This is a genomic window from Enterobacter sp. ECC-175 (assembly GCF_043968675.1).
Classification (GTDB): Bacteria; Pseudomonadota; Gammaproteobacteria; order Enterobacterales; family Enterobacteriaceae; genus Enterobacter.
Window position 1 is genome coordinate 4381363 of sequence record NZ_CP143776.1, and the last position, 23842, is coordinate 4405204.

Sequence of the window (23842 nt, forward strand, 5' to 3'; positions counted from 1 at the left end):
ATGACATATTCAGCGCGAAGTTTTAATGGCAGCTATGGTTTTTATGGTTTCTTTTATTTTATGTGATTTATCGCTTATTTATTGCCGTGGTTTTTATGGTTTCTATTCACGCGCGAATGAGCAAACCGATAAGGTTAATTAATCCTTAAGACGGCGGTTTATTAAGACAATTCTTTTCCAGATTGCGCTGTGCAAGGGATCACAACTTTTCGGCAAAACCCGCGCCGGTCGGGAAAAAGGTGATATATTGCCCAAATTCAATGATTCCGTGCGTGATAGTGATGAAAGTATCGTTTCAGATAAAGCTGTTTATTTCGCTGGTCGCCTTTTTCTCGGTGCTGTTTGCACTGCTGGGCGGATATTATTATGTCGACGTTGGCCGACAGCTTTATCAGGAAATGAGCGCGCGGGCGAAAATACAGGCCGAAGAAATTGCGCTTATTCCTAATTTACGCCGGGAAGTTGAAGAGAAAGATATCCAGGCCATTCACGACTTCATGCAAAAAATAGCCGCGCACAGCGACGCCAGCTTTATTGTCATTGGCGATAACAAGGGGCTGCATCTTTTCCATTCCGTCTTTGCCGACAGGGTGGGCAAAACGCTGGTCGGCGGGGATAACGACGCGGTGCTCCACGGCCAGAGCATCACCACCATCCGCAAGGGCGGCCTGGGCATTTCGCTGCGCAGCAAAGCGCCCATCTTTAACGATGCGGGGCAGGTGGTGGGGATTGTCTCGGTGGGGTATCTCACCAGCTATCTTGATACCATTACCGTAAATAAAGTGGTGAATATTCTGATTGCCGCCCTGCTGCTGCTGGTCGCGCTGTTTATCTTCTCGTGGTTCTTTACCCGCAGCATTAAGAAGCAGATTTTCTCCCTTGAGCCACGCGAGATCGGCCTGCTGGTGCGCCAGCAAAAGGCAATGATGGAGTCGATCTACGAAGGGGTTATCGCTATTGACGACGACCTGCGCATCGAGGTGATCAACCAGGCGGCGCGCAAGCTGCTCGGCCTGAGCCAGCCCGCCCGCGCGCTGCGCGGACAGCTGATTGGCCAGGTGATTGCGCCCGTGCCGTTCTTTGCGCCGCAGACCATGCTGGCAAAAGACACCCACGATGAGATCTGCCGCTTTAACGATCTCACCGTGATCGCCAGCCGGGTGCGGATCATGCTCGAAGATTCGCTGCAGGGCTGGGTGATCACCTTCCGCGATCGCAACGAGATCGACTCGCTGAGCGCCCAGCTGAGCCAGGTGAAGCGCTACGTGGATAACCTGCGCATCATGCGCCACGAGCAGCTCAACCGCATGACGACCCTCTCCGGCCTGCTGCATATGGGGCGCTATGAAGAGGCGATTGGCTACATTCAGGCGCAGTCGGAACACGCGCAGGAGCTGCTGGACTTTATCTCGTCGCGCTTTAGCTCGCCCACGCTCTGCGGCCTGCTGCTGGGCAAGGCCGCCCGCGCGCGGGAGAAAGGCGTGGAGCTGAACTTCGACCCGGCGTGCCGGATGGATAAACCGTTCGCGCCGCTGCTGGAGTCCGAGCTGATTTCGATAATCGGCAATTTGCTGGATAACGCCATCGAAGCCACGCAGCGCGCGCCGCTTCCCCACGAGCCGGTTGAGGTGCTGATCAAGCTGAACGAGCACGAGCTGATTATTGAAGTGGCCGACCGCGGCGTGGGCATCAGCCCGGCCCTGCGGGAAAAAATATTTGAACGCGGCATCACCACCAAAACCCGCGGCGATCACGGCATTGGCCTGTACCTGATTGAAAGCTATGTCGCTCAGGCCGGTGGCACCATTGAAGTGGCGGATAACGCGCCGCGCGGGGCCATTTTCTCACTGTTTATTCCCGCCGCGGGAGCCGCCCGGCGTCCCGCTCAGGAACTGGAAGATACCGACTATGCAACATGAACTTATCGACGTACTGATCGTTGAAGACGAACACGAGCTGGCGCAGCTGCACGCGGAGCTTATCGCTAAACATCCGCGCCTGAGGCTGGTCGGCGTGGCGTCATCGCTGGCCGACGCGCATAGTCAGCTGGAAAGCAAGCGGCCGCAGCTGATGCTGCTGGACAACTATCTGCCGGACGGCAAGGGCATTACGCTGATCGGCAACCCCATGCTGGCCCGCGCCAACTGTTCGGTGATTTTTATCACCGCCGCCAGCGATATGGACACATGCAGCCAGGCCATCCGCAACGGCGCGTTCGACTATATTCTCAAGCCCGTCTCCTGGAAGCGGCTGAGCCAGTCTTTGGAGCGCTTCGTGCAGTTCGCGGAGCAGCAGCGCGTGTGGAAGATCGTTGACCAGCAGAACGTTGACTCGCTGTATCAGCTTCAGGCAAAAAACTACCGCCAGGACAACGGCAGCAAGGGCATTGAGGAGAACACGCTGGCGCGGGTACAGGCGCTGTTTAACGACAGGACGACGCACTGTTTTTCCGTGGACGAGGTGGTAAGCGAGACGGGGCTGAGCAAAACCACCACCCGGCGCTACCTGGAGCACTGCGTGGAGGCGGGGTTTCTGAGCGTGGAGATGCTGTACGGGAAGATTGGGCATCCGAGGAGGATGTACAAGCGTAGTGCGGCTTAACTCCCCTCACCCCGGCCCTCTCCCCAAAGGGGCGAGGGTGAAAAGACGGCTCCGTGCAATTCCCGCTCCTTTTGGGGATAGGGTGAAAAGACGGCTCCGTGCAATTCCCTCTCCCCTTTGGGGATAGGGTGAAAAGACGGCTCCGTGCAATTCCCTCTCCCCTTTGGGGAGAGGGTTAGGGTGAGGGGTACGCGCCTACTTCAACACATACCCATACAGCCGCTTAATTCCGTCCGCATCTTTTTCGCTGTAAACCCCCTGCAGCTCCGGCGAGAAGCCCGGCAGTAGGTTGACGCCCTCTTCCAGCGCCAGGAAGTAGCGCTGCACCGCGCCGCCCCAGACTTCCCCCGGCACCACGCACAGCACGCCCGGCGGGTACGGCAGCGCCCCTTCGGCAGCAATGCGCCCGGCGGCGTCGCGGATGCGCACCAGCTCCACGTTGCCGCGAACGTATTCCCGGTTCGCATCCTGCGGGTTCATCGCCACCGCGGGCAGGCTCTCCCGGCGGAACATCGCCTTTTGCAGATCTTTCACGTTAAAGCTGACGTACAGGTCGTGCATCTCCTGACACAGCTGGCGGATCGTGTAGTCGCGGTAGCGCACCGGATACTTCTGATAGATGGTCGGCAGCACGTTCGCCAGCGGCGTGTCGTCTTCAATGTGCTGCTCGAACTGGCCGAGCATCGCCACCAGCTGCGCCATTTTCTCGGCGCTTTCCGCGGGCGTCAGCAGGAACAGGATCGAGTTGAGATCGCACTTCTCCGGCACGATGCCGTTTTCGCGCAGGTAGTGGGCGAGGATGGTGGCCGGAATGCCGAACTCCGCATACTCCCCCGTTTCGGCATCAATTCCCGGCGTGGTCAGCAGCAGCTTGCACGGATCGACAAAGTATTGTTCGTCCGCATAGCCCTCAAAGCCGTGCCATTTCGCGCCCGGCGCAAAGCTGAAGAAGCGCCGCTCGCGGGCAATGGTGTGGGTAGCGTGATCCTGCCACGGCCGCCCCGCCACCGTCGGTGGAATAAAGGGTTTGATCATATGGCAGTTGGCGACGATCGCCTTGCGCGCCTCGATGCCCAGCTCCACGCACTCCGCCCACAGCCTGCGCCCGCTTTCGCCCTCGTGGATTTTGGCGTTGACGTCCAGCGCGGCAAACAGCGGATAAAACGGGCTGGTAGAGGCGTGCAGCATGAAGGCGTTGTTCAGCCGCTTGTGCGGGCAGAAGCGCGCCTGGCCGCGAATGTGGTTGTCCTTTTTATGGATCTGCGACGTTTGCGAAAACCCGGCCTGCTGCTTGTGCACCGACTGGGTGACGAAGATCCCCGGATCGTTCTCGTTCAGCTCCAGCAGCAGCGGCGAGCTGTCGGCCATCATCGGAATAAACTGCTCGTAGCCTACCCACGCCGAGTCGAAGAGGATGTAGTCGCACAGATGGCCGATCCTGTCGATCACCTGACGGGCGTTGTAGATCGTCCCGTCGTACGTGCCAAGCTGGATCACCGCCAGGCGGAACGGCCTCGGCTCATCCGCTTTTTCCGGCGCCACCTCGCGGATCAGATCCCGCAGGTACGCGTCGCTAAAGCAGTGAGCGTCAATGCCGCCGATAAAGCCAAACGGGTTGCGCGCGGCTTCGAGATAGACGGGCGTGGCACCCGCCTGAATCAGCGCGCCGTGGTGGTTTGACTTGTGGTTGTTACGGTCAAACAGCACCAGATCGCCGCGGGTGAGCAGCGCGTTGGTGACGACTTTATTGGCCGCCGAGGTGCCGTTCAGCACGAAGTAGGTTTTATCCGCGTTGAAGACCTTTGCCGCAAACTTCTGCGCGTGCTTGGCGGAACCTTCGTGGATCAGCAGATCGCCAAGCTTAACGTCGGCGTTGCACATATCGGCGCGAAACACGTTCTCGCCAAAGAAATCATAGAACTGCCTTCCCGCCGGGTGCTTTTTGAAGAACGCGCCGTGCTGATGGCCCGGACAGGCAAAGGTGCTGTTCCCCATCGCGACGTACTGGCTCAGGGTGTCAAAAAACGGCGGCAGCAGCGCCGCTTCGTACTGCGCGGCGGCAGACTCCAGTTCCAGAAACTCCTGCGCCTTACCGGAAACGATCGCCGTAACGCCGTCCGGCAGCGCCATCGGCTCCTGCGAGAAGATAAACACCGGCAGCTGAAAGCCCGTGCGCTTCAGCAGAGCAAGGATACCGCTGCCGCTTTCCGCGGCCGTCATGACGACTGCCGCCACGTCGGTAAAGTCAGTGTTGTCCAGCGTCACCTTTTCGCGGTGCGTTGAGACGGCGGACACCAGCTCGCGGCTGACGGCAATTTTCAAAGATTTCATAAGCGCAAATACCCGTTTAAAGGGAGAACGGCCCCGGACAGAATCGGCATTCTGCCGGATAACGCGTCTGAGCGTAATACGTTGTGCTTCTGAGATCGAATCATTATGCATAACCTCATTCAAAGCTAACTCAATTACGCCGCGTTCATGCCATACTCATGCACTATCAACGATTAAATAACAGGAGCTTACCGTGGTCGTCGGGCCTTTTATCAATGCCGGAGCCGTTTTGCTGGGCGGCGCTCTCGGTGCCGTACTGAGCAAGCGCCTGCCGGAGCGTATTCGCTCATCCATGCCCTCTATTTTTGGCCTGGCCTCGTTGGGCATCGGTATCCTTTTAGTGATCAAATGCGCCAACCTGCCGGTGATGGTTTTAGCCACCCTGCTCGGGGCGCTGATCGGCGAGTTTTGCTATCTGGAAAAAGGGATCAACAGCGCGGTCGGTAAAGCCAAAAACCTGATTGCCCGGCCGGGAAAAGCGCAAAGCGGCTCGCACGAGACGTTTATTCAGAACTACGTCGCAATCGTGATCCTGTTTTGCGCCAGCGGCACGGGGATTTTTGGCTCAATGCAGGAAGGGATGACCGGCGATCCGAGCATACTGATCGCCAAAGCGTTTCTGGATTTCTTTACCGCCACCATTTTCGCCACCACGCTGGGGATTGCCGTGGCCGCAATTAGCGTGCCGATGCTGCTTATCCAGCTCGCGCTTGCCACCTGCGCGACGCTGATCCTGCCGCTCACCACGCCCGCTATGATGGCCGACTTTACCGCCGTCGGCGGGCTGCTGCTGCTGGCAACGGGGCTGCGGATTTGCGGCATCAAGATGTTTGCGGTAGTCAACATGCTGCCCGCGCTGCTGCTCGCCATGCCGCTTTCCGCGCTCTGGACGCACTTTTTTGCCTAAGATTGCGACGAACTGGTGAGAGAGTGTGCAGTCTGTAACGAAAACAACAAATTTCGTTGACGGCGGCAGGTGAATCGGGTTTAATGCGCCCCGTTGCCCGGATAGCTCAGTCGGTAGAGCAGGGGATTGAAAATCCCCGTGTCCTTGGTTCGATTCCGAGTCCGGGCACCAAATTCATATCAACGGACCTCCACGGAGGTCCGTTTTTGCATTCTAAGCCCGCCGAAATCAACGCTTCTACAATCCCTTAACTCCACCCAACTCAATCAACTTCAACCCGCATCAAGTCCCTTGCGAGGGTACAACTGTGGGTATAGTCTGATTCGATAAAATTTATACCCCTTTTACTATCAGGAGACACCGCTAATGGCGCTCACTGACGCTAAAATCCGTGCAGCTAAACCGGATGAAAAACCCTATAAACTTGCCGACAGCGGCAACATGTTTTTACTTGTTCACCCTAACGGTTCCCGCTACTGGCGACTCCGTTATCGGTTTCTGGGCAAAGAGAAAACGCTCGCTCTGGGCGTTTATCCAGAAGTCTCGTTATCAGAAGCAAGGGAAAAACGCGATACGGCGAGGAAGCTGATAGCTGAAGGAACTGATCCGTGCGAACAGAAACGGATCAAAAAGTCGGTACCCGAAACAGCTCAGACATTTGAAGGCATCGCAAGACAGTGGCATAAGAGCAACAAAAAATGGTCAGAGTCACATAGTGAGAAGATACTGAAAAGTCTCGAGACTCATGTTTTCCCCTTTATCGGCTCACGTGATATTACCACCCTCAGAACCCCAGATTTACTGGTCCCCGTTAAGGCTGCCGAAACCAAAGAGATATACGAGATCGCAGCCCGCCTTCAGCAGCGCATCACTGCAATCATGCGCTATGCTGCCCAGTCAGGCATTATCAGCTATAACCCTGCCGTGGATATGGCTGGCGCTTTAACAACGGTGAAACGCCAGCATCGCCCTGCCCTCGCCTTAAATCGCATTTCAGAGCTTCTTGAACGACTGGATGCCTACAAAGGACAGCCTCTCACCCGGCTGGCGACAAGACTCACCTGCTCATCTTCATACGTTCAAGTGAACTACGCTTTGCCCGGTGGTCTGAGATCGACTTCGAAAAAGCCATGTGGACTATTCCTCCAGAGCGGAAACCGATTGAAGGGGTTAAGTACTCGCATCGTGGCTCCAAAATGCGTACAGAGCATCTGGTCCCACTCTCAACTCAGGCGCTGGATATTTTGCAGCAAATCCACACCATCAGCGAGGAATATGAGCTAATTTTCACAGGCGATCACAATCCGTGGAAACCCATGAGTGAAAATACGGTGAATAACGCATTACGCCTGATGGGCTACGATACAAAGGTCGATGTCTGTGGTCACGGCTTCCGGGCAATGGCCTGCAGTTCGTTGATTGAATCAGGATTATGGTCCAGGGACGCAGTTGAACGCCAGATGAGCCATCAAGAGAGAAATGGGGTACGTGCGGCTTATATCCATAAAGCGGAGTTTCTAGATGAACGCAGTTTGATGCTGCAGTGGTGGGCTGATTTTCTCGATGCAAATAGTGAAAATCCGGTCTCACCTTTCGATTACGCCAGGCAACAACACTTATAATCCATTCTCCCGGCATTCCTGCCGGGAGAATGTTTTCTTATTTTTTCTTTTCCCAGTATACCTTTATTCACAGAAGGGGGGAGCAGCTGTGTTTAAAGATAACGGCTGACTGCTAATCTGCCACCCATTTTTATGGCTCTGTCGCGTTAAAGAATGGAAGATGAAGAAAACTGCGCAGCCTGTTTTTCAGACAGCCAGCAAATCAAATTGTTCTGCCGATGATAATCCGTCTCCGGCTGGGTGATGACATTGTCCCTTAAGTATCATGTGGATTAACTCAATTCCTGCCAGTACCGTCTGCGCACGCCGGAATGATTTGAATCCCATCATCGAGCGTATCCGGCGTTTGATGTTTCGGTGATCCTGCTCAATCAGGTTATTCAGATACTTGCTTTGCCTTATGGTAATGGCTTCTTTCTCAGGTTTGTCGGCATTCAGCGTGGCCAGAGCCGCAGTATTGGCGCCGCTTTTATCTATCGTCACCACCTTAGGCTCGCCGTGGTTACGGATGGCCTTGCGAAAGAAACGCAGGGCTGCTACAGCGTCCCGTCTGGACGTCAGCAGAAAATCGATGGTCTGCCCCGTGCTGTCGACTGCGCGGTACAGGTATTTCCACTCACCTTTAACTTTTATGTAGGTTTCATCCATTGGCCACCGGCGACCCACTGCACGTTTATGCCTGCGGAACGCCCTGTCCAGAAGCGGCACCAGGCGGATAATCCAGCGATGCAGCGTGGAATGGTCAACGGTAGCGCCGCGCTCTGCCATCATTTCTTCAATATTACGCAGGCTCAGGGCATAAGCCAGATACCAGCGGACACACTGGGCGATAATATCGACGGGATAATGCAGCCGCCTGAAGGCATTTCGGATCAAAGACATTGTCAGGTAACATCATAAAAAAACAGAATATTACCCGACCTCTCCTTAATGCGACAGAACTGGCGCAGTAGATAATTTATTAGATAAATTAAGTAACATTGAAACGCCAGATAAAAAAAGAGAAAGTTAATGTTTTAGTTTCAGGGGCATGTATCGGATCACGTCGAGACTAATAAACCTTAGTCAGTCATCTGCCAGATCCATTGTAACGCGTTCCCGGAAATTCAACATCAAGATTTCCCTTGATAACCGTCCAGCGATCTTCCCAGAATCTCCAACTATAAACGGGTCTCGTAGCGGTAAAAGGGATGTGAACATCCTGCAAATAGCCATTTGGTGCAGCAAGATAACCTACGCGAATATCTAAGTCACGTAACGCAGCCCTGAGCTGCTGAAGATAAGCTCCGGCCCCAACGTTGCAGGAATCCAGCCTTAATACACCGACGTTCTTTAAACCCATAGCAGCCAGTTTTTCCGCCATGACCTTTGCCGTAAACTGAGTTTCTTCTCGGGCTTTAACAGACCTCCCTTGTTCATTTGTTTGATAAAACTCCCTGGCCTCAAAAGGAGAGTTTCGGTTACCATGCACGACTACGTCGAGCCGTGAAAAAACATCAAGACTCGCTAATGAATCGGCTTCAGGGGAGTTAAAAATAGTATTGTTGTGATTATTAGCCATCTCGCCAAAAAAATTATCATAAGGAATATTCCTTTTCTTCACGGTACTTTTTGCGTACTTATCAAATTGTGCTGGGTGTAATCCACCATATTGGCCAATTTGTACAACATAGTGTTTTGCAGGGGTATTAGTCCAGTCGCTACGGCAGCTTTGATTATCTGAATTGCTTTCTTCATATGAAATCTCAGAGGAAACATGTTGCTTCGACATTGTGACTTGATTTTGTACGCATGCTCTTCTCATTATAAAACCTCTTAATTAGATTAGTTAGATGTAGCATTACCCTTCATCACCTCCATCGGTTTAAAGAATCATCAAATGTGATGGCTACCTATTCCAATATTTATATTTGACGCGTTCTCCATTTTTAACCCTCGCCATTTTGGCGCTCTCTGGTTTTTTGCTTGAACTTATAGTTAATTATCCCATTGGTTTTATCTGGATTGCGCTCGTTAAGTATTTAATCTTTATCTGATGCGTCAGGGGGATTTTTAGTGACATAGCTAAGTTAGCCACCCAAATAGATGTACGCAATAGCCTCTATTTAACCCGAAAATAAATAATCTGATATTTGCCCCTGGAAAATCATTAAAATAAAAAATTATAAATTAAAAACTTAGCTTGCCAATTTAATTTAAATAACCGTGTTGCGAATCATTCAATAATGCAAGCATTATTAATATGGATGAGTTATAAGAATTGCATTATCTACAAAAATATTTGTTTTATTTCCATGACGCAAGTTTTTTCTTCTTTCTCAGTGAGTGTGACATAAAATAGCATCAATGGTGTACTGTTACTGCTTTGTCTTACCTGGTAGCTCCCTCTCCCCAGGCTGAACTGTGTTCAGCATACCAATCACTCATGGTAGCCCCAATGTTGAGCACGATACCCTGACTCAAATAAGAAAGTGTCGAGCCTGTCCTGTGAGCCGTACCATATCGCTTCCCCGCCAGCAGTGGGATATCTAAGTGATAAATGCCACTTTAGGGGCTTGACGTTCAATTCCACATAACAACTTATAGTTGGCATCGGTGATGTGCTTTCTTTTGCTGAACGTGGCTGGCTATGAGGCTAACCATGAAAATCATCGATAAAAAGGCCGCAATGGCAATTCAGCGACAACATCCGGATTCCCGTATCTTTCGCTAATGCACAGGCAAATACCAATGGCACGGCAGTGCCAGTCATTACACCGGTCAAGATGTCGCGGAGATTTCCGGCGTGCTGGCGGTTTACGCAGAACGCCGTCGAGACAATCACGGCCCGTATACACGCCTGATGTGCATCACCACCAATTGACACTAAATAAGGAGTCGAAAATGCAAAATTCATGGGGACTGAAGCGCGACATCTCGCCGTGCTTCGATGCGAGGCTTGTGCAGGAAGGTTGTCGCCTGCATTTTATGGCGGACCCTGCAGGCTTTAGTGGAACATTTAACGAAGAGGAGGCCATACGTCTGGACCAAGCGTTTCCGCTAATGATGAAACAACTTGAACTGATGCTGACAACCGGTAAGCTGAATCTGCGTCATCAGCATTGTGTTACGTTGTATCATAACGGACTCACTTGCGAGGCTGACACTCTCGGCTCTCATGGCTATGTTTACATCGTTATTTATCCTCAGGCATCTGCAACCAAGTAAAACCTTCTCATCTTGTATCAGCACCCAACTCATGCACATTTCATCTGTACCGGCCACGGTGCCTATTTCGTCACGCCTGTCGCCCGTACAGGCCTGGCAGCAACTGTTAACGTATCTTCTGGAACATCATTCCGGTCTGGCACTTAACGACACGCCATTTCATGACGACACGGCCATTGAGGAGCATATCGATGCGGGAATAACGCTTGCCGATGCTGTTAATTTCCTAGTCGAAAAGTACGAACTGGTTCGTATCGACCGCAAGGGATTTACATGGCGCGAGCCCCTCCTTCATCACCGCAACGGATATTCTGCGTGCCAAAAAGAGCATCGGGCTGTTGCCCAGATCTTTAATTTTTCTAAGTACATGCTGCTTATGTGTTGCTATTTCCGCTACAGTAGCGGAAATAGTGACGGCATCGCATCTGACATTTAAAAAAAAAATCAAATAAATATTGATAATATTTCTCATTTTACCATGAGCAAAGATCGAAGCCTTATGAGTCCCTAAGTGCTGCAAACCAATCTCTCATTCCCCACCAAAAGAAAATGGTAAAAATTTCAGGCACCTTCTTAGGCACCATCGAAAAATTGAATTAGACATTAATTTAATACATTCATTGAATTACGAACCCACTTTAGACTCCGCCAGCGCTGCGCTTTCTGCGCCGCATCCAGCACCGCCGTCAGCTCAGTATCCTGCTCCCACTGGTGCGTGAACCCTTCTCAGGCGCAGATGAATGTTGAGTGATGGACATAACCTACATCTGGACCCACTCAGGCTGGCTGTAACTGGCCGAGGTTATTGCTCAGTTCTCACGCAACGTTTTCGGCTAGTCAATGCAACCCCGAATTTTACTTCTAAAAAAATTATCTGGCACTGTTACCAGACACTTTTTGTAATGAACGGTTTAAATCACTTGATATTTCCGTCTCCCCCCCCCCAAATACCCTAAGTGGCTATCATAATGGATTATGAATTTATGAATGACACGAGAAAATCGTTCATAATTCAAATATACGCTTAAGAACTCACATTTATTTTAAAATATTTTATTCAGTCAAATATCAACATAGCGATGCTAAATTATAACCCACGGCGTCATTACAGGGCAAACCAAAAGGAATAATTACTTATCAGATGACTACAAGAATCAACACATCTGACAATTATGAGAGTGGTGAAAACAACTGTCCAAACTGGATATTTTATAACTTATCACAAAACACTCACCTATACATCATAATTATGTTGGAAAAATATAATCCTCGCCATTAAAACTATCAATTATAATGTCATCATTTCGATGCACATACTTTAATTTAATGTGTTGGTAGGGAATATCCAGAATTTCAATCTTTGTAACATCCGTTACTTTAAAAACATATCCAGGAGGAATAACACCTTCACGCGCCAGCCTTACATCACGCTGGACATCTTCACCTGCCCTGGAAAGTTCATTTACGATAACATTATATAACCCACCAGCCGGAATAATTTTTTTGATTGGAGCAAACTCGCTATTTTCTATTTCAAAAATAACATTAACCTCATTGGATGCACTGGATGCACTTTCTGAAAAATACCTTGCTACAAATAGTGAATCAGAAAAAAAGGTTAACTGATGTGATTGAATCAACGTACCAGTTTTAAAACGTTTCAGACTTTCCATTGACATAGCATTTCCATGAAAAACTCCTTTACCGCTCCTAAATTTTGCAGGACTTAGTGAATCAATAACGCTTAACATATTAACCACCTTAATCTCATCGATACTTTGCACCTGGCTTCCATGAAGAAAATTATTTTTAATCATATCCTGACGTTCGTTATAAGTACCATCAGAAAGGGATGTTTTTATTTCCCGAACATCCTCAGGAGCTATCCTGTTAATATCGGTTATTAAATAACGCTGGGGAGAATCAAATACCTCAACCCCATTATAAAGCGAGCTTAATAACTCAGGGTTCTGCAGGTCACTTTGAGATTGAGCGTAAATAGTTATAGGATAACCAGCCTGGTTGACTGGCCCATCTGCATTCCAGACAATGTCGCTTTCCAAATTAATCGTTGAGGCCGATGATTTAGCATTGTAGTGCATTTTATTGGTGAGCCATCCATTGTTTATGCCAATTGCCTCCTTATCACCACAATATAACATAGCATGTTTAATTTCCTCAACACCATGAGATGTTTTTTCCACAAAAGCAATACGCGATCCTAAAGGTATATTTGTCAACATTTCTTTAGTTCGGATAACAAGCGGGTCCTTACCAATAAAATCAATGAACTCTAGAGCTCGGGTTGAAGACATCAGCCCCTGCCCCTCTTTTTTCCCTATTTCATGTGCGGCTATCTGGATACTAATGACAAAATTCCAGGAAATGGATGTATCGACTTTCCCAATATTCTTTCCGGCGGCAAAAAACTTCGCAACTTTGGCAGAACATTTCCCCTTGAGAGCAGCCGAATTACTCCGCTTACTTCTACCGCGTAAAGAAGACGTTGGCGCACTACACATCCAATCAGTAATTTCAGGTTCCTCTATGAACATCCCTTCCTCATCACGTCGGTAAAGTGCTCTCTCTTCTGGCTCTACACCCATCATTTCGTCTTTAAGGCTGAGGGTACGGAACCCTTTGTAGTTCTCATCCCATACGCTTCGCACCAGCCGTCCCTCCTCCACGGGAATATAGTATTCACCTGCGATATAATATGCCCCGGCCTTTTCTCCTTCCTGAATACTTTTTCCACTGAACGTTACCATCTTACTCTTTACCTGCTCCTGCGCCTTTTCATAGCGCTCCCTGGCACTTTTACCCGGCCAGAAATCTGCTGCTGCCATCAGCGCCGTTACCGCAATGCTTTCTCCCAGCGCCCACAGTCCCTCATGCCGCGCCGCCGGGTTATCCGCATCGCTGCGATACTGCTCTGCCACTGACCATATCTGCAATCCTGCTGCACCGTAGTTCAGTACCGTACCCGTCAGCTTCACCCCCCCTTCCACCAGGCTCAGCTCCACGCCCTCCAGCGCCAGCAGCTCTAACGCAAAGGGCTCTGCAAACGGGATGACCATTGCCACAAGCCCCGCCACTTCTGCCACCTCCGCCAGCCTGCGCGCAAAATCCGCCTCATCCAGCTCCGCCTGATTGCGAAAATAGTAGTTCCCCGTCTCCTTCGCCTTGTCCTTAAACGCACCGGCCAGCGTGTTTAACGGATTATCTCCCTGCTCTGCCACAAACATTTCGGCACTCAGCTCCAGAACGGGCGTGTCCTGGTTTTCATAGACTGACGTCCCGAAATGAAATGCCGGCAGCGTCCCCGGCGCAAAAAAGGGCGTTATTTTTTCGTAATCCCCTTTTGCCACATACCGTGCGCTTCCGTCTCCGAAATCCAGCGTGCGCAGCTTTATGGTACTCACCGGCGTGCTGCCGCTCAGAGAAACAACAAAATACTCATCAGCTCCCATGCCCGGCAGCAGGATAAGCTGGTCTGCCACCCTTCCCGTTCCTTTGTGTTTCAGGAACAGTGGCCTGGCCATCCCCAGACGCATCGCCCGCGCCCCGGCTTTCAGCTGCGCTTTCTGCGCCGTATCCAGTAACTCCGTCAGCTGCGTATTTCGCCCGTTTATCAGGTCATCCAGCCGGGTATTTAACTGCCACGCCAGTCTGAGCACCAGTACCGCCGTCAGCTCCGGATCCTGCTCCCACTGGTGCGTGAACGCTTCCCAGGCGCTGCGGAACATGACCGGCGTTGGCGCATCCTTAAACAGCTGCCGCAGCCCACTGTTGTTCTCCACATCCGGTGGGTACTGTATATTGCAGCTTTCCACCCTTCCCCCCACCTCCACTTCCGCCTCTGTCTGGCGACCACAGAAGAATGAGGGCGTTTCTCCCTCTGCCACCCGCCCCCTTTTCCAGTGCTGACCAACATCTGCAACGTCACACCGCTCATTCTGCCAGGGGAGCTTACGGGCGGCATACCACAGGCTTTTCGGGTAACTGAAATCATAGCGCTCACGGCCGCTGTCCATCAACGGGCAGATTTCCCTCATCATGGCCTGACCGCTGACGGTGATATTTTTTTGCAGAATATCGGCCGGCGCACCGTAAGCATCGACCAGCCAGCGCCCCGTAAACGCCGTCACATCCGCCACTTCATTGATTTTTTTCGCCGTCAGCAGGGTCTGCAATGTCTGCATCGCGTTCAGTGCCCCGGCTGCCGTCGTCATATTCCCCCCGCCTGAAACCCGTTCATGAGCAGTGATATAAGCCAGCCGCTCCGCCACCGGCGCCGTTTTCATCCAGCGGCTTACATTTGCCGGAAGCCCCGAAGGAAGCCAGCCGTTGACTGCCGCCAGAAGCTGCTTCACCTCATCCAGCACCTTGTCATTATTCAGCTCCGCACGGTAAACATCCGGGGCATCCCCCTCCAGCGTCAGCCGTAATGACTCATGAGGGTGCAGATCTGTATATCTCGCCGTCTGCTGCTGGCTGTCGGCATCACGGACAAGCGCCTGCAGACGGATATCCGTGACGGTCTGTTCAAATGCGCCGCTCAGGTCGTTAGCCACATCCGTCCACTTTGAGATATGCACCAGTGAGAGCAGCGTCAGGGGCGTTTTTCCGGTGTCTGCTGCCAGCCCGGTCAGTGCACGGTGCAGCGCCGGTGCCGACTGCCGGATGTAAACCTGCTCAGCGGAAAGAACCGGTTCGTTTTTGGGAGCTTCTGCGTCATCAAAGTCAAAATCGGGCTCACACAGGTCAGACATAGCTGTCTGGAAATAACCCCGGGGGCAGAGGAATGCCGGAACCGCCAAGCTGGCGTCTGCAACACCCGGCTCAAACGGCAGCCGGGGGGGTAGCCAGTTGTACAGGGCTGCTCCGGCTTCCTGACTCCAGATGATAACCCGGGTCAGCAGGTTGTCCGTCCGGACCATCAGCGCCTCTTCTTCCGCTGATACGCCCCGAGGATCATTGACAGTTTCTGCCCGGTCCTGCTCCGGGAGAGTGGCTGCCTGTAAAGGCTCCCCGGCAAGAAATGTCATCGCCCCGCGCAGTGCTGTATCAGGGATATCCGCCATCCCGGGCTCCCGCTCACCGCGGAGCAGCCTGTCCAGCACCGTTTTTTGTGCTTCCTCCATTCGGGTTGTCCAGCGGAACGCCTGAATCCCTCTTCCGGTGCCCTGTGACAGCCAGCCGGTCAGCGCCACATCCCACACGCTTGTTGTTTCGTCCGGACTAAGCTGGCGCATCAGGCAGTGAACTCCCCGAAAAGCCTCCGGGGCCTTATCTGCCTTATTAAGCTCCCGGGATAAAAACTGACTTACCACCGGGCTTGCCTGCCTCCCCCCCTCTCCCCTCGATAGAAACGGCATTGCCGGGGATGACGGCGACCACATACGAGCGTGCTCAGCCTGTACAGCCTCATAGGCCCTGCCGTGCCCCCTCACCTCCACACCATCAGTTTGCTGCCCCCCAGGAGTCCATCGTTCACGGACAATCTGCAGAACCGGCGTGGCAGGAACAGAAAGTAACTGCGTATTGCCCGGCAATCTGCCGGAAATATCTGCCGGATCAGCATACAGCGATGTAATGGAACCAGGTTGACGGTGCGGAACCGCGGAAAACAGGTTGATGATATTGTGTAGTGAGGTCAGTAGCTCCGGTATACCCACCAGAAACCGACCGACTGCGGTTACCGGCCTGTCAGGCTGAGTACCCGGCGTCAGCAGACGCCAGGCCACCGCCAGCAGCGCCGTTACCGTCAGCAAAACGAGGCTGGCCTGTGTCCACTCAGCTTCAGCCCGGGCCGCATCGCTGAGCAGGCTCAACACCGCTCTCACCGGGCTGCCTTCCGGCATCAGCGAAAGGGTGTGCAGGATAATCGCCATTACCCGCCGGACCCCCAGCCCAAGAATAAAACGCACCGCCCCATCAAAAGCATTCTGTTCAATCAGGGCACTTATCAGACCAAGCGTTGGACTGGCCTGAATAATATGGCTGCATGCCTCTTTAATAATGCCATGCACAAAACCCAGGCTGGTCTGCTTTATCTCCCGCCAGACTTCCGCCCAGCTGAGGTCGGAAAATACCCGCAGCGCCTCTGCTGGTTTTCCGGTTTGAGGAAGCGTCGCTAGATATCGAAGATACCACCGCGCTGCCATCACTTCTGGGGCATCCCCCCTGGCACTCAAAAAAGCGGCAATGGATAGCTCTCCCGCCTCCTCCAGCCACTCCAGATCAGGCGCAGCAGGCAGTACATTGTCTTCGCCAGCAAGCTCAAAAAAATGGCGGCTGAAGCGCTGGTGCCAGTCACTCTCACAGTTGACTATCTGGATGGTATCGCCATGGGCTTGTAGCACATGTCTGACAAACGTGGCCATGCGGGAAAGCCGGGGGGAAGCAGGAGCCTCAGGGAAGGAAATTCCGCCTCCGGCGGCAGGCTGCTGCTCCGGCTTCCGGGATTCATTCTTTTCAGAGGCCGATGGTTTAAATAAATGTTCAGGCATAGCAGAAAAACCTTTAGTAATAAATGGCAGGAAATCTATTGAGGGAAGCTAATGATATACGAGGAAACTCAGCCTGAAATATTTAAAAATAAGCAGACAGGAAGCAATTTGTTAAAAAATAGCTCCTCGCCGAGTTGGCGTAAAAACTGCGCCACAGGAGAAAGCCGCAATGGCTATGGTGTTTCCTCAACAGAAATATTGGTACCTTCATTTACAGAGAAATATTGATGTCGCCTCCCTTCAATATGTACTTCTTTCTTCATGCGACGTTGTTTTTTTGCATATATGATGGCATAAGAGAAATCGTATCCGCGGAGTAGTGTTGACATCGCCCTAAATAAACCCCGGCCTTCAAATATCCAGACCGCGCCAGAAAAATACATTTAGTAGTGACAAGTATTTTAATATTCCAGTGGTATTTCCGGAGTGTTGCGCAAGCGTCTATACTTTATTATCATACAGTTTACGCCCTCATAAATCTTCGCTTGTTTCCATATTCAGAAGGTGCTGTAGCATTGCCCTGAACAACTGTTACTCATTGTTGATCGGTGTTCTTCCTAAGAAACAACTCTCGCTTAATGTAATCTCACGCACCAACTGCTTCACCTCTATTTGTATTCATTACCTCGCCCTTATACCCGATACATCCGCCAATTTCCCCACCAGTTGACGTAAAGGGATCTAAGAAGTCGTATAGGAAAGAGCCATTGCCCAACTCTCATGCTTTAAAAGATATAAGACCAACCTCATTAATCTTACATTTGTCTTTTAAGGTCTGTGCTAACTGAGATGGTGCATATTGTTGCTCGCCCCCTCTTGTAGCAGGGAGCGATTGCCTACCATGCCCAATTATAATGAGCTTATCACTTAAACTAGCGTCCTTAATAAATTTGAAATTTAATAAAGAAAAACCTATGACAGGCTGGTTGAGACTATGTTTTCTACGGGTATATTGTAGCGCCCTATGAAATATTTCGCATTTTCAATGCATTGCCTATCATACCCAAGCATTAATAAATAATAGCTCTTCCGCTTCTTATTAATATTATTTGTCAAAGAAAATAAAAAGGTAGGCAATTAAAACATGCTTACGGTTTGCCACTCCATGATCTTTTCAGTTTTTTAACACCTTCCTTAACTCCATTCCAGCATCAAAGGATGCATAATTCAGCCTTACGTAAAGTGATATAACCCATCCCTGGAATTAATATGTTTACCCTAATCCTTTGAATTCATAACCTGCAATTTTACGCATGTTATTGTTTGTATAAAGCACGAATATAAACATCTAACTCCGCAATCTGAGGGCTATCTTTCGCCACGCCGCGATCTGTAAATCAACGTGAAAGTCATCATTAACATCAAGAGATTAATTGAACCTTTATCGTCCATCCATCTTTTTCTTCTGAGAGACAGCCAAAATCGCTATTGTCGCCTGATGATTTAACGTGAAAAAAGTTTGACCTTTCGTGCGATATAGTGATACCATCAACATCTTTATCGCAATCACTATCTTTAATTTTAAACACGCTTTGTGAAATTAATTTCACTCTTCCCTCATCGTCATAACTAATATCATACCGAGGAGGTGAATCCGCCTGGACGACGAAATTAACACCCTTCGAGAAATCAAAATTACGTGCAGCAAAAATGCTTTGATGGCCCTGATGTGCTACCTCAGTTAAATGCCTGGCTTTTGATTCCCCAATAAAATCCGTCACCACCGAATTATTTATATAATCTGAACAGCTAACCCCCTCTTTATTTATCCGTTCAGTTCCACCAGGATAATTAAATATGTATAACGAGCGATGCCAATCTTTTTGAAACGGGATTGAAACCACCTGGTCCGGTGGGATTTCTTCCTCCTTAATTGGTTTAAACTCTGGGCTATCGAGAGTGAAGGTTACAGTATATATCATTTTCCCTTCCTTACGAACAGTGTTTAGTACTATTTTTTCCTCAGGTACATCTACCGGAAAATTCATAACGGCATCCAGCTTTACCAGCGCTGGTTCAACGAGATAGGAAGAATATGTGCTTACCTCACGCTGGGGTACTATCTCATCGCTCCCGGATGTCGCCAGTTGGCTACCATAACCCGCCCCGGAATTAATTAAAGCCTGCGCTGCCGTGGGTGACCGCTTAAAAGCTGATGCCGACACCTCCGCTTCTGGCAATTTCACATCAGAGCTGGCATTTTCCTGACGATTACAAGAAGTACTTTGCGGATTATCTCCATTGGAACCCGTGCTCTTACGTTTATTCATATACATACTTTCACCTTAAGCCTTTGATGATTTAATCCTGCACAATGCGTTACATACCGGTTCCTATCAACATAGTCATAAAAACATAAAAAAACTTCAACTACATTCATCAGGATCAGGTAATGCATTTCAATTTACCACCCAATCTGTTCGTTTAGATACTCATATAAATTACTACAACTGGATTTATTCCAGAATTACTCTTTCAATACCCAACATAGCTATTACTTTTATCTCTTCATTCGTTAACTGACTAATATCAGACAAATATTGAGGAGTATCTAACTCGGATTGAATTTCCCCATGAATGTCGCGAAGGGTTATAATTATATCATCAAGTGCGGCAGTGAATTTATATGCGGTTGAAATTAACACTTCATCATCAGAATTAGCACCCGCTTTTTCAGCCATGAAATCAGTCACACCTCTCAGATGCGCTCCGAAAGCCCCGCTCATTTTGTCAAGGAAACATCTATCGCTCAATATGTTACTTTCCTTTAGTAAATATTTGAGAATGCTTCGATTGTAGTTTCTTCTAGCAACTGCATCATAAAACATCTCCGGATTCTTTGCATATTGTTGATGCCATGCCTTATCCGTTATATTCAAAAAAGCATTAACAAATTTCAAAATTACTTCCTGACTAACTGTAAATTCATCCTGCGATTTTTTCATGGCAGATTTCAATGCCATTCCAACTTTAACAGGAACCCCAATAATAGGGACGAGCAATGCAGCATCAGCAACACCATGATTGATAGCACTTTCCCCACCTTCTTGTTTATAAGCTCTATAGGTGGAAAGAAAGGGGATGAGACTCAACGCAAATTCTTTGATAAATTTTACTTTATCTTTCGAATGAGTTAACTGAATCGGATTTTCAGCACTCTCCCCGTCGGATGAGATAGAATTCATTGAATTTTCCGAATCTTTATTTTTATTATTGCATTTACCCTTATACACTCTCTATGCTCCGCAAATGATTATCTCGTGTTGGCTATGTTGATAATTAGCAAAACAACAATCCCCCCAATGATTAAGTAGTTATCTGGCCTCCTGACCAGCAATCAGTGGCGATGTTCCTCTCTAATCATAGCGCCAGTAAAATCCTGCCCCAGTTATCTGGTAATAATTATTTACTAAAAACTAAGTATTCAGTCATTCTGATCACCTCCCGTATAAGTTAAACATTTTAGATGTTATGTATCTTAATATTAAACCAAAAGCATGACACATAACTTTACTTTAAAACATATTCGTTAAGAAGTGATTACAAAGTCGTTGGATACAATAAATAGTGAAACTAATTGCTTTCATTACCGGATTGTTCAGTTGTATCCTCAAGGCATGCATTTAAGTGAAAGTGCATCCTCGATACTTAAGAGAACAAGCAACTATGACCACCGTTATTTTTAACTCATTGCATTCATCAAGAGAAGAAACAAGCTCCAAAAAAACAATCTATATTTGCATTGAATATATACAGGGCTATTTTATAAATTATTAGAAAATACCTTCATCATGCATTAAAAAATGATGTAAAATTGACCATTGGAAATTACACATCAATACATAACCTCGAACGACAATGTTTTTTTGATTTCACTTACTAACAAATCTTTGCTGTCTAAAAAAGCGGTGAGCTCAAGGGAATGACTAAGCAATTCAGGATCGAACGCCTCACTTTTTCGTAATAAAAGAACGTCATCATCATCCTTTGAAAGATAAACCAGAAGCCATGTTTCATCGTTTCCATAAGGGCAACATAGCATGATATGAAATTTGTTATGCGATGGCATAAAACGACATAGAATGGCGGTTTTCTCATCCCCCTCATCACTAAAGACCCCCTCACATCTCCATTCATCCGGTACAGTCAAACTCTCGATGATTGCTGTTATTAATTTTTTCCTAAGCACCAGGTCACTCAAAAACTGCCTAAGGCTGTAGCTATTTAAAGATGGTAAACCCATCGACTCTAAGATATTCATAATAACCAATCCGTTTTTATTAAAGAAGCTTTAAAAAGCCATGTTTTTTTAAATTGAAGGTACTGATTTACTTATCAACCCATGTATTTAGAACCTAAAATAAACCTCAAAAATTAATAGCACCACTCCTTTATGAAAGTAAGCACACATGGTAGTGACTGTAGTGCATTTAATTATTATTTTGAAAGACGCGCCGACGTCCCCCAGGATTAATAATAAAAACGTCACCTCAACAAAAAAACAATCGTTCAATGTCGAATTAACTTAAATTAGCTGAATCCACGTCCATATTTACTTAGTTCACGTTTGATGGATTTTTCGATGTGATGCAACGAGATGAAGGAGGTATTTGCTGCCATACACGAAGCCAAAAAAGCCACATTACGAATATTTGCCCCGGTAAGTGGAACCTTAGCTAAAAGAGAAAAATCGAGGTTCGGATCAAGCTTGCAGCCTTCTGGCCAAACCTGCCGCCACATCATTTCCCGTAATCCGGCATCGGGATAGCTGAACTGAATCATAAAGGTGAAGCGACGAGTAAAAGCATCATCGAGATGGCTGCGATGGTTAGTAGCCAGGATCACCAGACCAGGGTGCTGCTCCAGTCGCTGCAGCAAATAGGCAACCTGGACATTAGCATGGCGATCTTTTGCATCCTTCGTTTCGGTTCGCTTACCAAAAAGAGCATCTGCCTCATCAAAAAAAAGTACCCCCGCATCCTGGGCTGCCAAATCGAATATACGGGCAAGATTTTTTTCAGTTTCACCAATATATTTGTTCATAACAGTTGAGAGATCGACACGAATGAGATCAACACCAAGCTCTGCCGCCAGCACTTCAGCAACCAGCGTTTTCCCGGTTCCCGAATCGCCATAAAACAGTGCACTGACGCCAATCGCCCGGCCCTTCGGAGAACCAAACCCTTTCGCGATAATGGTATTTTGCCCGCGCACTGCACTCAGAACGTCATTAAGCTGCTCGCGGATATCTTCGCTAACAATGATATTTTCCCAGCCCCTTACCGGCGTAAAACGCATGGCAAGCGTACCAAAATTCTGACGTGCGCGATTGGCAAAAGCCTGACGAAAATCATCTTCCGCAGGGGTATTTTTGCCCTGCAGCATGCTCAGTGCCTCAGCCTCTGACACGGCATTACGCATTTTTTCGTATGAAAGGGCAACACGCTGCGTCAATTTTTCGACATCCCAGTCGATCTCTCTGCCACTCAGTAAGCTCGTTAAGTAAGCATGGCGTTCTGATGCTGTCGGAAGAGAAATACTCACTTGCAGACGGGTCAGCTTTGGAAAAGGCATCTCTTGCGACGATGCGGGCAGCAGGCAACAGACGGGTAATGGATCATTCTCAGTGCGAAACGCATAGATTTGCTGCTCGAGGCGGGGCTGTACCCAGCCGTCATTATCACTCTCATCGTTACTGGTCATGACGTCCTTATCAAGACTGAAGACGATAAGGCACTGATACAGGCGAGCAATACACATCAGCTGCTTGAGCCTGTCGGTCGCGCTTCGCCTGTCAGATATTAACTGTTGCCATGATACCAGAAGGGCCTTTGACTTCAGGCACTGAGCAAGATTGGCCACGTAGATTTCCCCCTCCGCACCCTCCTCATAACGCACCTCAATCATTTGCAAATCATCCTGCGACCGACAGCAACTGATAACTTCATCGCCAGGCACGGATTCATTTGCGGAGGGCGTCAGCCAACGGGCAATAAATTGCAGCTTATCGGGTAAATAACATTCCCCAAGCAGCCAGCGAATAACGTATTCACTGGTGGTATAGCTTTGCATTTCCTGTGGCGCATTCGAAGGATGTAGCTCAATAAGCCCATATTTAATCAGGGGAGCATCCGGTCGTAAGCTCGTCTGTTGTGCATGACGAATAAATACGCCAGGGAGAAAAAGTACTTGTGCCAGCGCCAGCGTAGGCATTTTCCGCTCCTGCAGGGGTAATTTTTCGAACAGCGTACGATAATGAGGTTCAAAAGTATTAAGGCATCCAAGGATCAGGACGGCCACTTCAAAATCCGTCAAATCGTACTCGTTAACTAATTTTCCGAGTCTGCTGCCACAATCGATATCAAATTCTGGCGTAGAGTTATTCCAGTCCATAGACTGGCCTCCCCACAGGGGAGTATCGTCAGGGGAATGATTGTGTGAGTACCAGGAAGTAAGCCGTTCCTGATATTGACCTGAATAATTTTGAGTAGAGAATAGCTGAAGCACCTTATCAACCTGATTAATAGCTGCTAAGAAGGCAGTAATATCTTCATCATAGGTGGTGTAAATTTCTTCGGGTAAATTCATGGTAACATCCAGCGAAAAAAACATTGAGGACCTTAGTTGCCAGGGCGCACCAGGAAACTACAGGCTTTTATTAT

Annotated in this window: 12 protein-coding genes, 1 tRNA gene and 3 pseudogenes; 8 read left to right on the forward strand and 8 right to left on the reverse strand. The window is 49.1% G+C overall.

Going from position 1 to position 23842, the window contains the following annotated elements; genetic code table 11:
* Nucleotides 1-281 precede the first annotated feature (281 nt).
* On the forward strand, nt 282-1919 hold the full coding sequence (locus V1599_RS20740; RefSeq protein ID WP_112009885.1) for a sensor histidine kinase: 1638 nt from the start codon (nt 282-284) through the stop codon (nt 1917-1919).
* Entirely contained in the window at nt 1909-2601 is a 693-nt protein-coding gene (locus V1599_RS20745) for a response regulator (RefSeq protein WP_395300778.1), read from the forward strand. Before V1599_RS20740 ends, V1599_RS20745 begins: the two co-directional genes overlap by 11 nt.
* Before the next feature lie 195 nt (nt 2602-2796).
* Here the strand turns inward: V1599_RS20745 and V1599_RS20750 are convergent, their stop codons facing one another.
* The gene (locus V1599_RS20750) at nt 2797-4932 is read right to left on the reverse strand and encodes an ornithine decarboxylase (protein ID WP_297116046.1); all 2136 of its coding nucleotides are present in this window, start codon (nt 4930-4932) and stop codon (nt 2797-2799) included.
* Between the two features lie 193 nt (nt 4933-5125).
* Between V1599_RS20750 and V1599_RS20755 the strand changes: the two genes are divergently transcribed.
* From V1599_RS20755 to V1599_RS20765, 3 genes and pseudogenes are all read left to right on the forward strand, one after another.
* Nucleotides 5126-5839 carry a DUF554 domain-containing protein gene (locus V1599_RS20755; protein WP_395300779.1) on the forward strand — a complete coding sequence of 238 codons (714 nt, stop codon included), beginning with the start codon at nt 5126-5128 and terminating at the stop codon, nt 5837-5839.
* A gap of 95 nt (nt 5840-5934) precedes the next feature.
* Nucleotides 5935-6010 (forward strand) — tRNA-Phe (locus tag V1599_RS20760).
* A 195-nt stretch (nt 6011-6205) separates the two neighbouring features.
* A pseudogene (locus tag V1599_RS20765) lies at nt 6206-7461 on the forward strand (tyrosine-type recombinase/integrase).
* Between the two features lie 186 nt (nt 7462-7647).
* Here V1599_RS20765 and V1599_RS20770 read toward each other — a convergent pair.
* Entirely contained in the window at nt 7648-8343 is a 696-nt protein-coding gene (locus V1599_RS20770) for an IS6 family transposase (RefSeq protein ID WP_395300780.1), read from the reverse strand.
* Nucleotides 8344-8530: 187 nt separating this feature from the next.
* Entirely contained in the window at nt 8531-9232 is a 702-nt protein-coding gene (locus V1599_RS20775; RefSeq protein WP_146745739.1) for a hypothetical protein, read from the reverse strand.
* Nucleotides 9233-10102: 870 nt separating this feature from the next.
* Between V1599_RS20775 and V1599_RS20780 the strand changes: the two are divergent.
* The 3 genes and pseudogenes from V1599_RS20780 to V1599_RS20790 all read left to right on the forward strand — a co-directional run.
* A pseudogene (locus tag V1599_RS20780) lies at nt 10103-10324 on the forward strand (DUF987 family protein).
* A gap of 20 nt (nt 10325-10344) precedes the next feature.
* A complete protein-coding gene (locus V1599_RS20785; protein WP_112009869.1) occupies nt 10345-10668 on the forward strand; it encodes a type IV toxin-antitoxin system YeeU family antitoxin in 324 nt (107 codons plus the stop codon).
* A 31-nt stretch (nt 10669-10699) separates the two neighbouring features.
* Nucleotides 10700-11009: pseudogene (locus V1599_RS20790) on the forward strand (TA system toxin CbtA family protein); the annotation flags it as partial.
* A 906-nt stretch (nt 11010-11915) separates the two neighbouring features.
* Here V1599_RS20790 and V1599_RS20795 read toward each other — a convergent pair.
* The 5 genes from V1599_RS20795 to V1599_RS20815 form a co-directional block, all read right to left on the reverse strand.
* Nucleotides 11916-17180 carry a hypothetical protein gene (locus V1599_RS20795; RefSeq protein WP_395300781.1) on the reverse strand — a complete coding sequence of 1755 codons (5265 nt, stop codon included), beginning with the start codon at nt 17178-17180 and terminating at the stop codon, nt 11916-11918.
* Nucleotides 17181-18541: 1361 nt separating this feature from the next.
* A complete protein-coding gene (locus V1599_RS20800; protein ID WP_395300782.1) occupies nt 18542-19450 on the reverse strand; it encodes a hypothetical protein in 909 nt (302 codons plus the stop codon).
* Nucleotides 19451-19636: 186 nt separating this feature from the next.
* Entirely contained in the window at nt 19637-20365 is a 729-nt protein-coding gene (locus tag V1599_RS20805; protein ID WP_112009872.1) for a hypothetical protein, read from the reverse strand.
* Nucleotides 20366-21015: 650 nt separating this feature from the next.
* Complete coding sequence (locus V1599_RS20810) at nt 21016-21441, reverse strand: conjugation system SOS inhibitor PsiB family protein (RefSeq protein WP_112013197.1); 426 nt, start codon at nt 21439-21441, stop codon at nt 21016-21018.
* Between the two features lie 269 nt (nt 21442-21710).
* Nucleotides 21711-23768, reverse strand: a complete 2058-nt coding sequence (locus tag V1599_RS20815) for an ATP-binding protein (RefSeq protein ID WP_181573269.1) — start codon at nt 23766-23768, stop codon at nt 21711-21713.
* Nucleotides 23769-23842 lie beyond the last annotated feature (74 nt).

Excerpts from the sequence above, each read along its gene's own strand:
- V1599_RS20740 (WP_112009885.1), top strand. The coding sequence starts at position 282 with ATGAAAGTATCGTTTCAGATAAAGCTGTTTATTTCGCTGGTCGCCTTT.
- V1599_RS20745 (WP_395300778.1), top strand. The coding sequence starts at position 1,909 with ATGCAACATGAACTTATCGACGTACTGATCGTTGAAGACGAACACGAG.
- V1599_RS20750 (WP_297116046.1), bottom strand. The coding sequence starts at position 4,932 with ATGAAATCTTTGAAAATTGCCGTCAGCCGCGAGCTGGTGTCCGCCGTC.
- V1599_RS20770 (WP_395300780.1), bottom strand. The coding sequence starts at position 8,343 with ATGTCTTTGATCCGAAATGCCTTCAGGCGGCTGCATTATCCCGTCGAT.
- V1599_RS20775 (WP_146745739.1), bottom strand. The coding sequence starts at position 9,232 with ATGTCGAAGCAACATGTTTCCTCTGAGATTTCATATGAAGAAAGCAAT.
- V1599_RS20785 (WP_112009869.1), top strand. The coding sequence starts at position 10,345 with ATGCAAAATTCATGGGGACTGAAGCGCGACATCTCGCCGTGCTTCGAT.
- V1599_RS20795 (WP_395300781.1), bottom strand. The coding sequence starts at position 17,180 with ATGCCTGAACATTTATTTAAACCATCGGCCTCTGAAAAGAATGAATCC.
- V1599_RS20800 (WP_395300782.1), bottom strand. The coding sequence starts at position 19,450 with ATGAATAAACGTAAGAGCACGGGTTCCAATGGAGATAATCCGCAAAGT.
- V1599_RS20805 (WP_112009872.1), bottom strand. The coding sequence starts at position 20,365 with ATGAATTCTATCTCATCCGACGGGGAGAGTGCTGAAAATCCGATTCAG.
- V1599_RS20810 (WP_112013197.1), bottom strand. The coding sequence starts at position 21,441 with ATGAATATCTTAGAGTCGATGGGTTTACCATCTTTAAATAGCTACAGC.
- V1599_RS20815 (WP_181573269.1), bottom strand. The coding sequence starts at position 23,768 with ATGAATTTACCCGAAGAAATTTACACCACCTATGATGAAGATATTACT.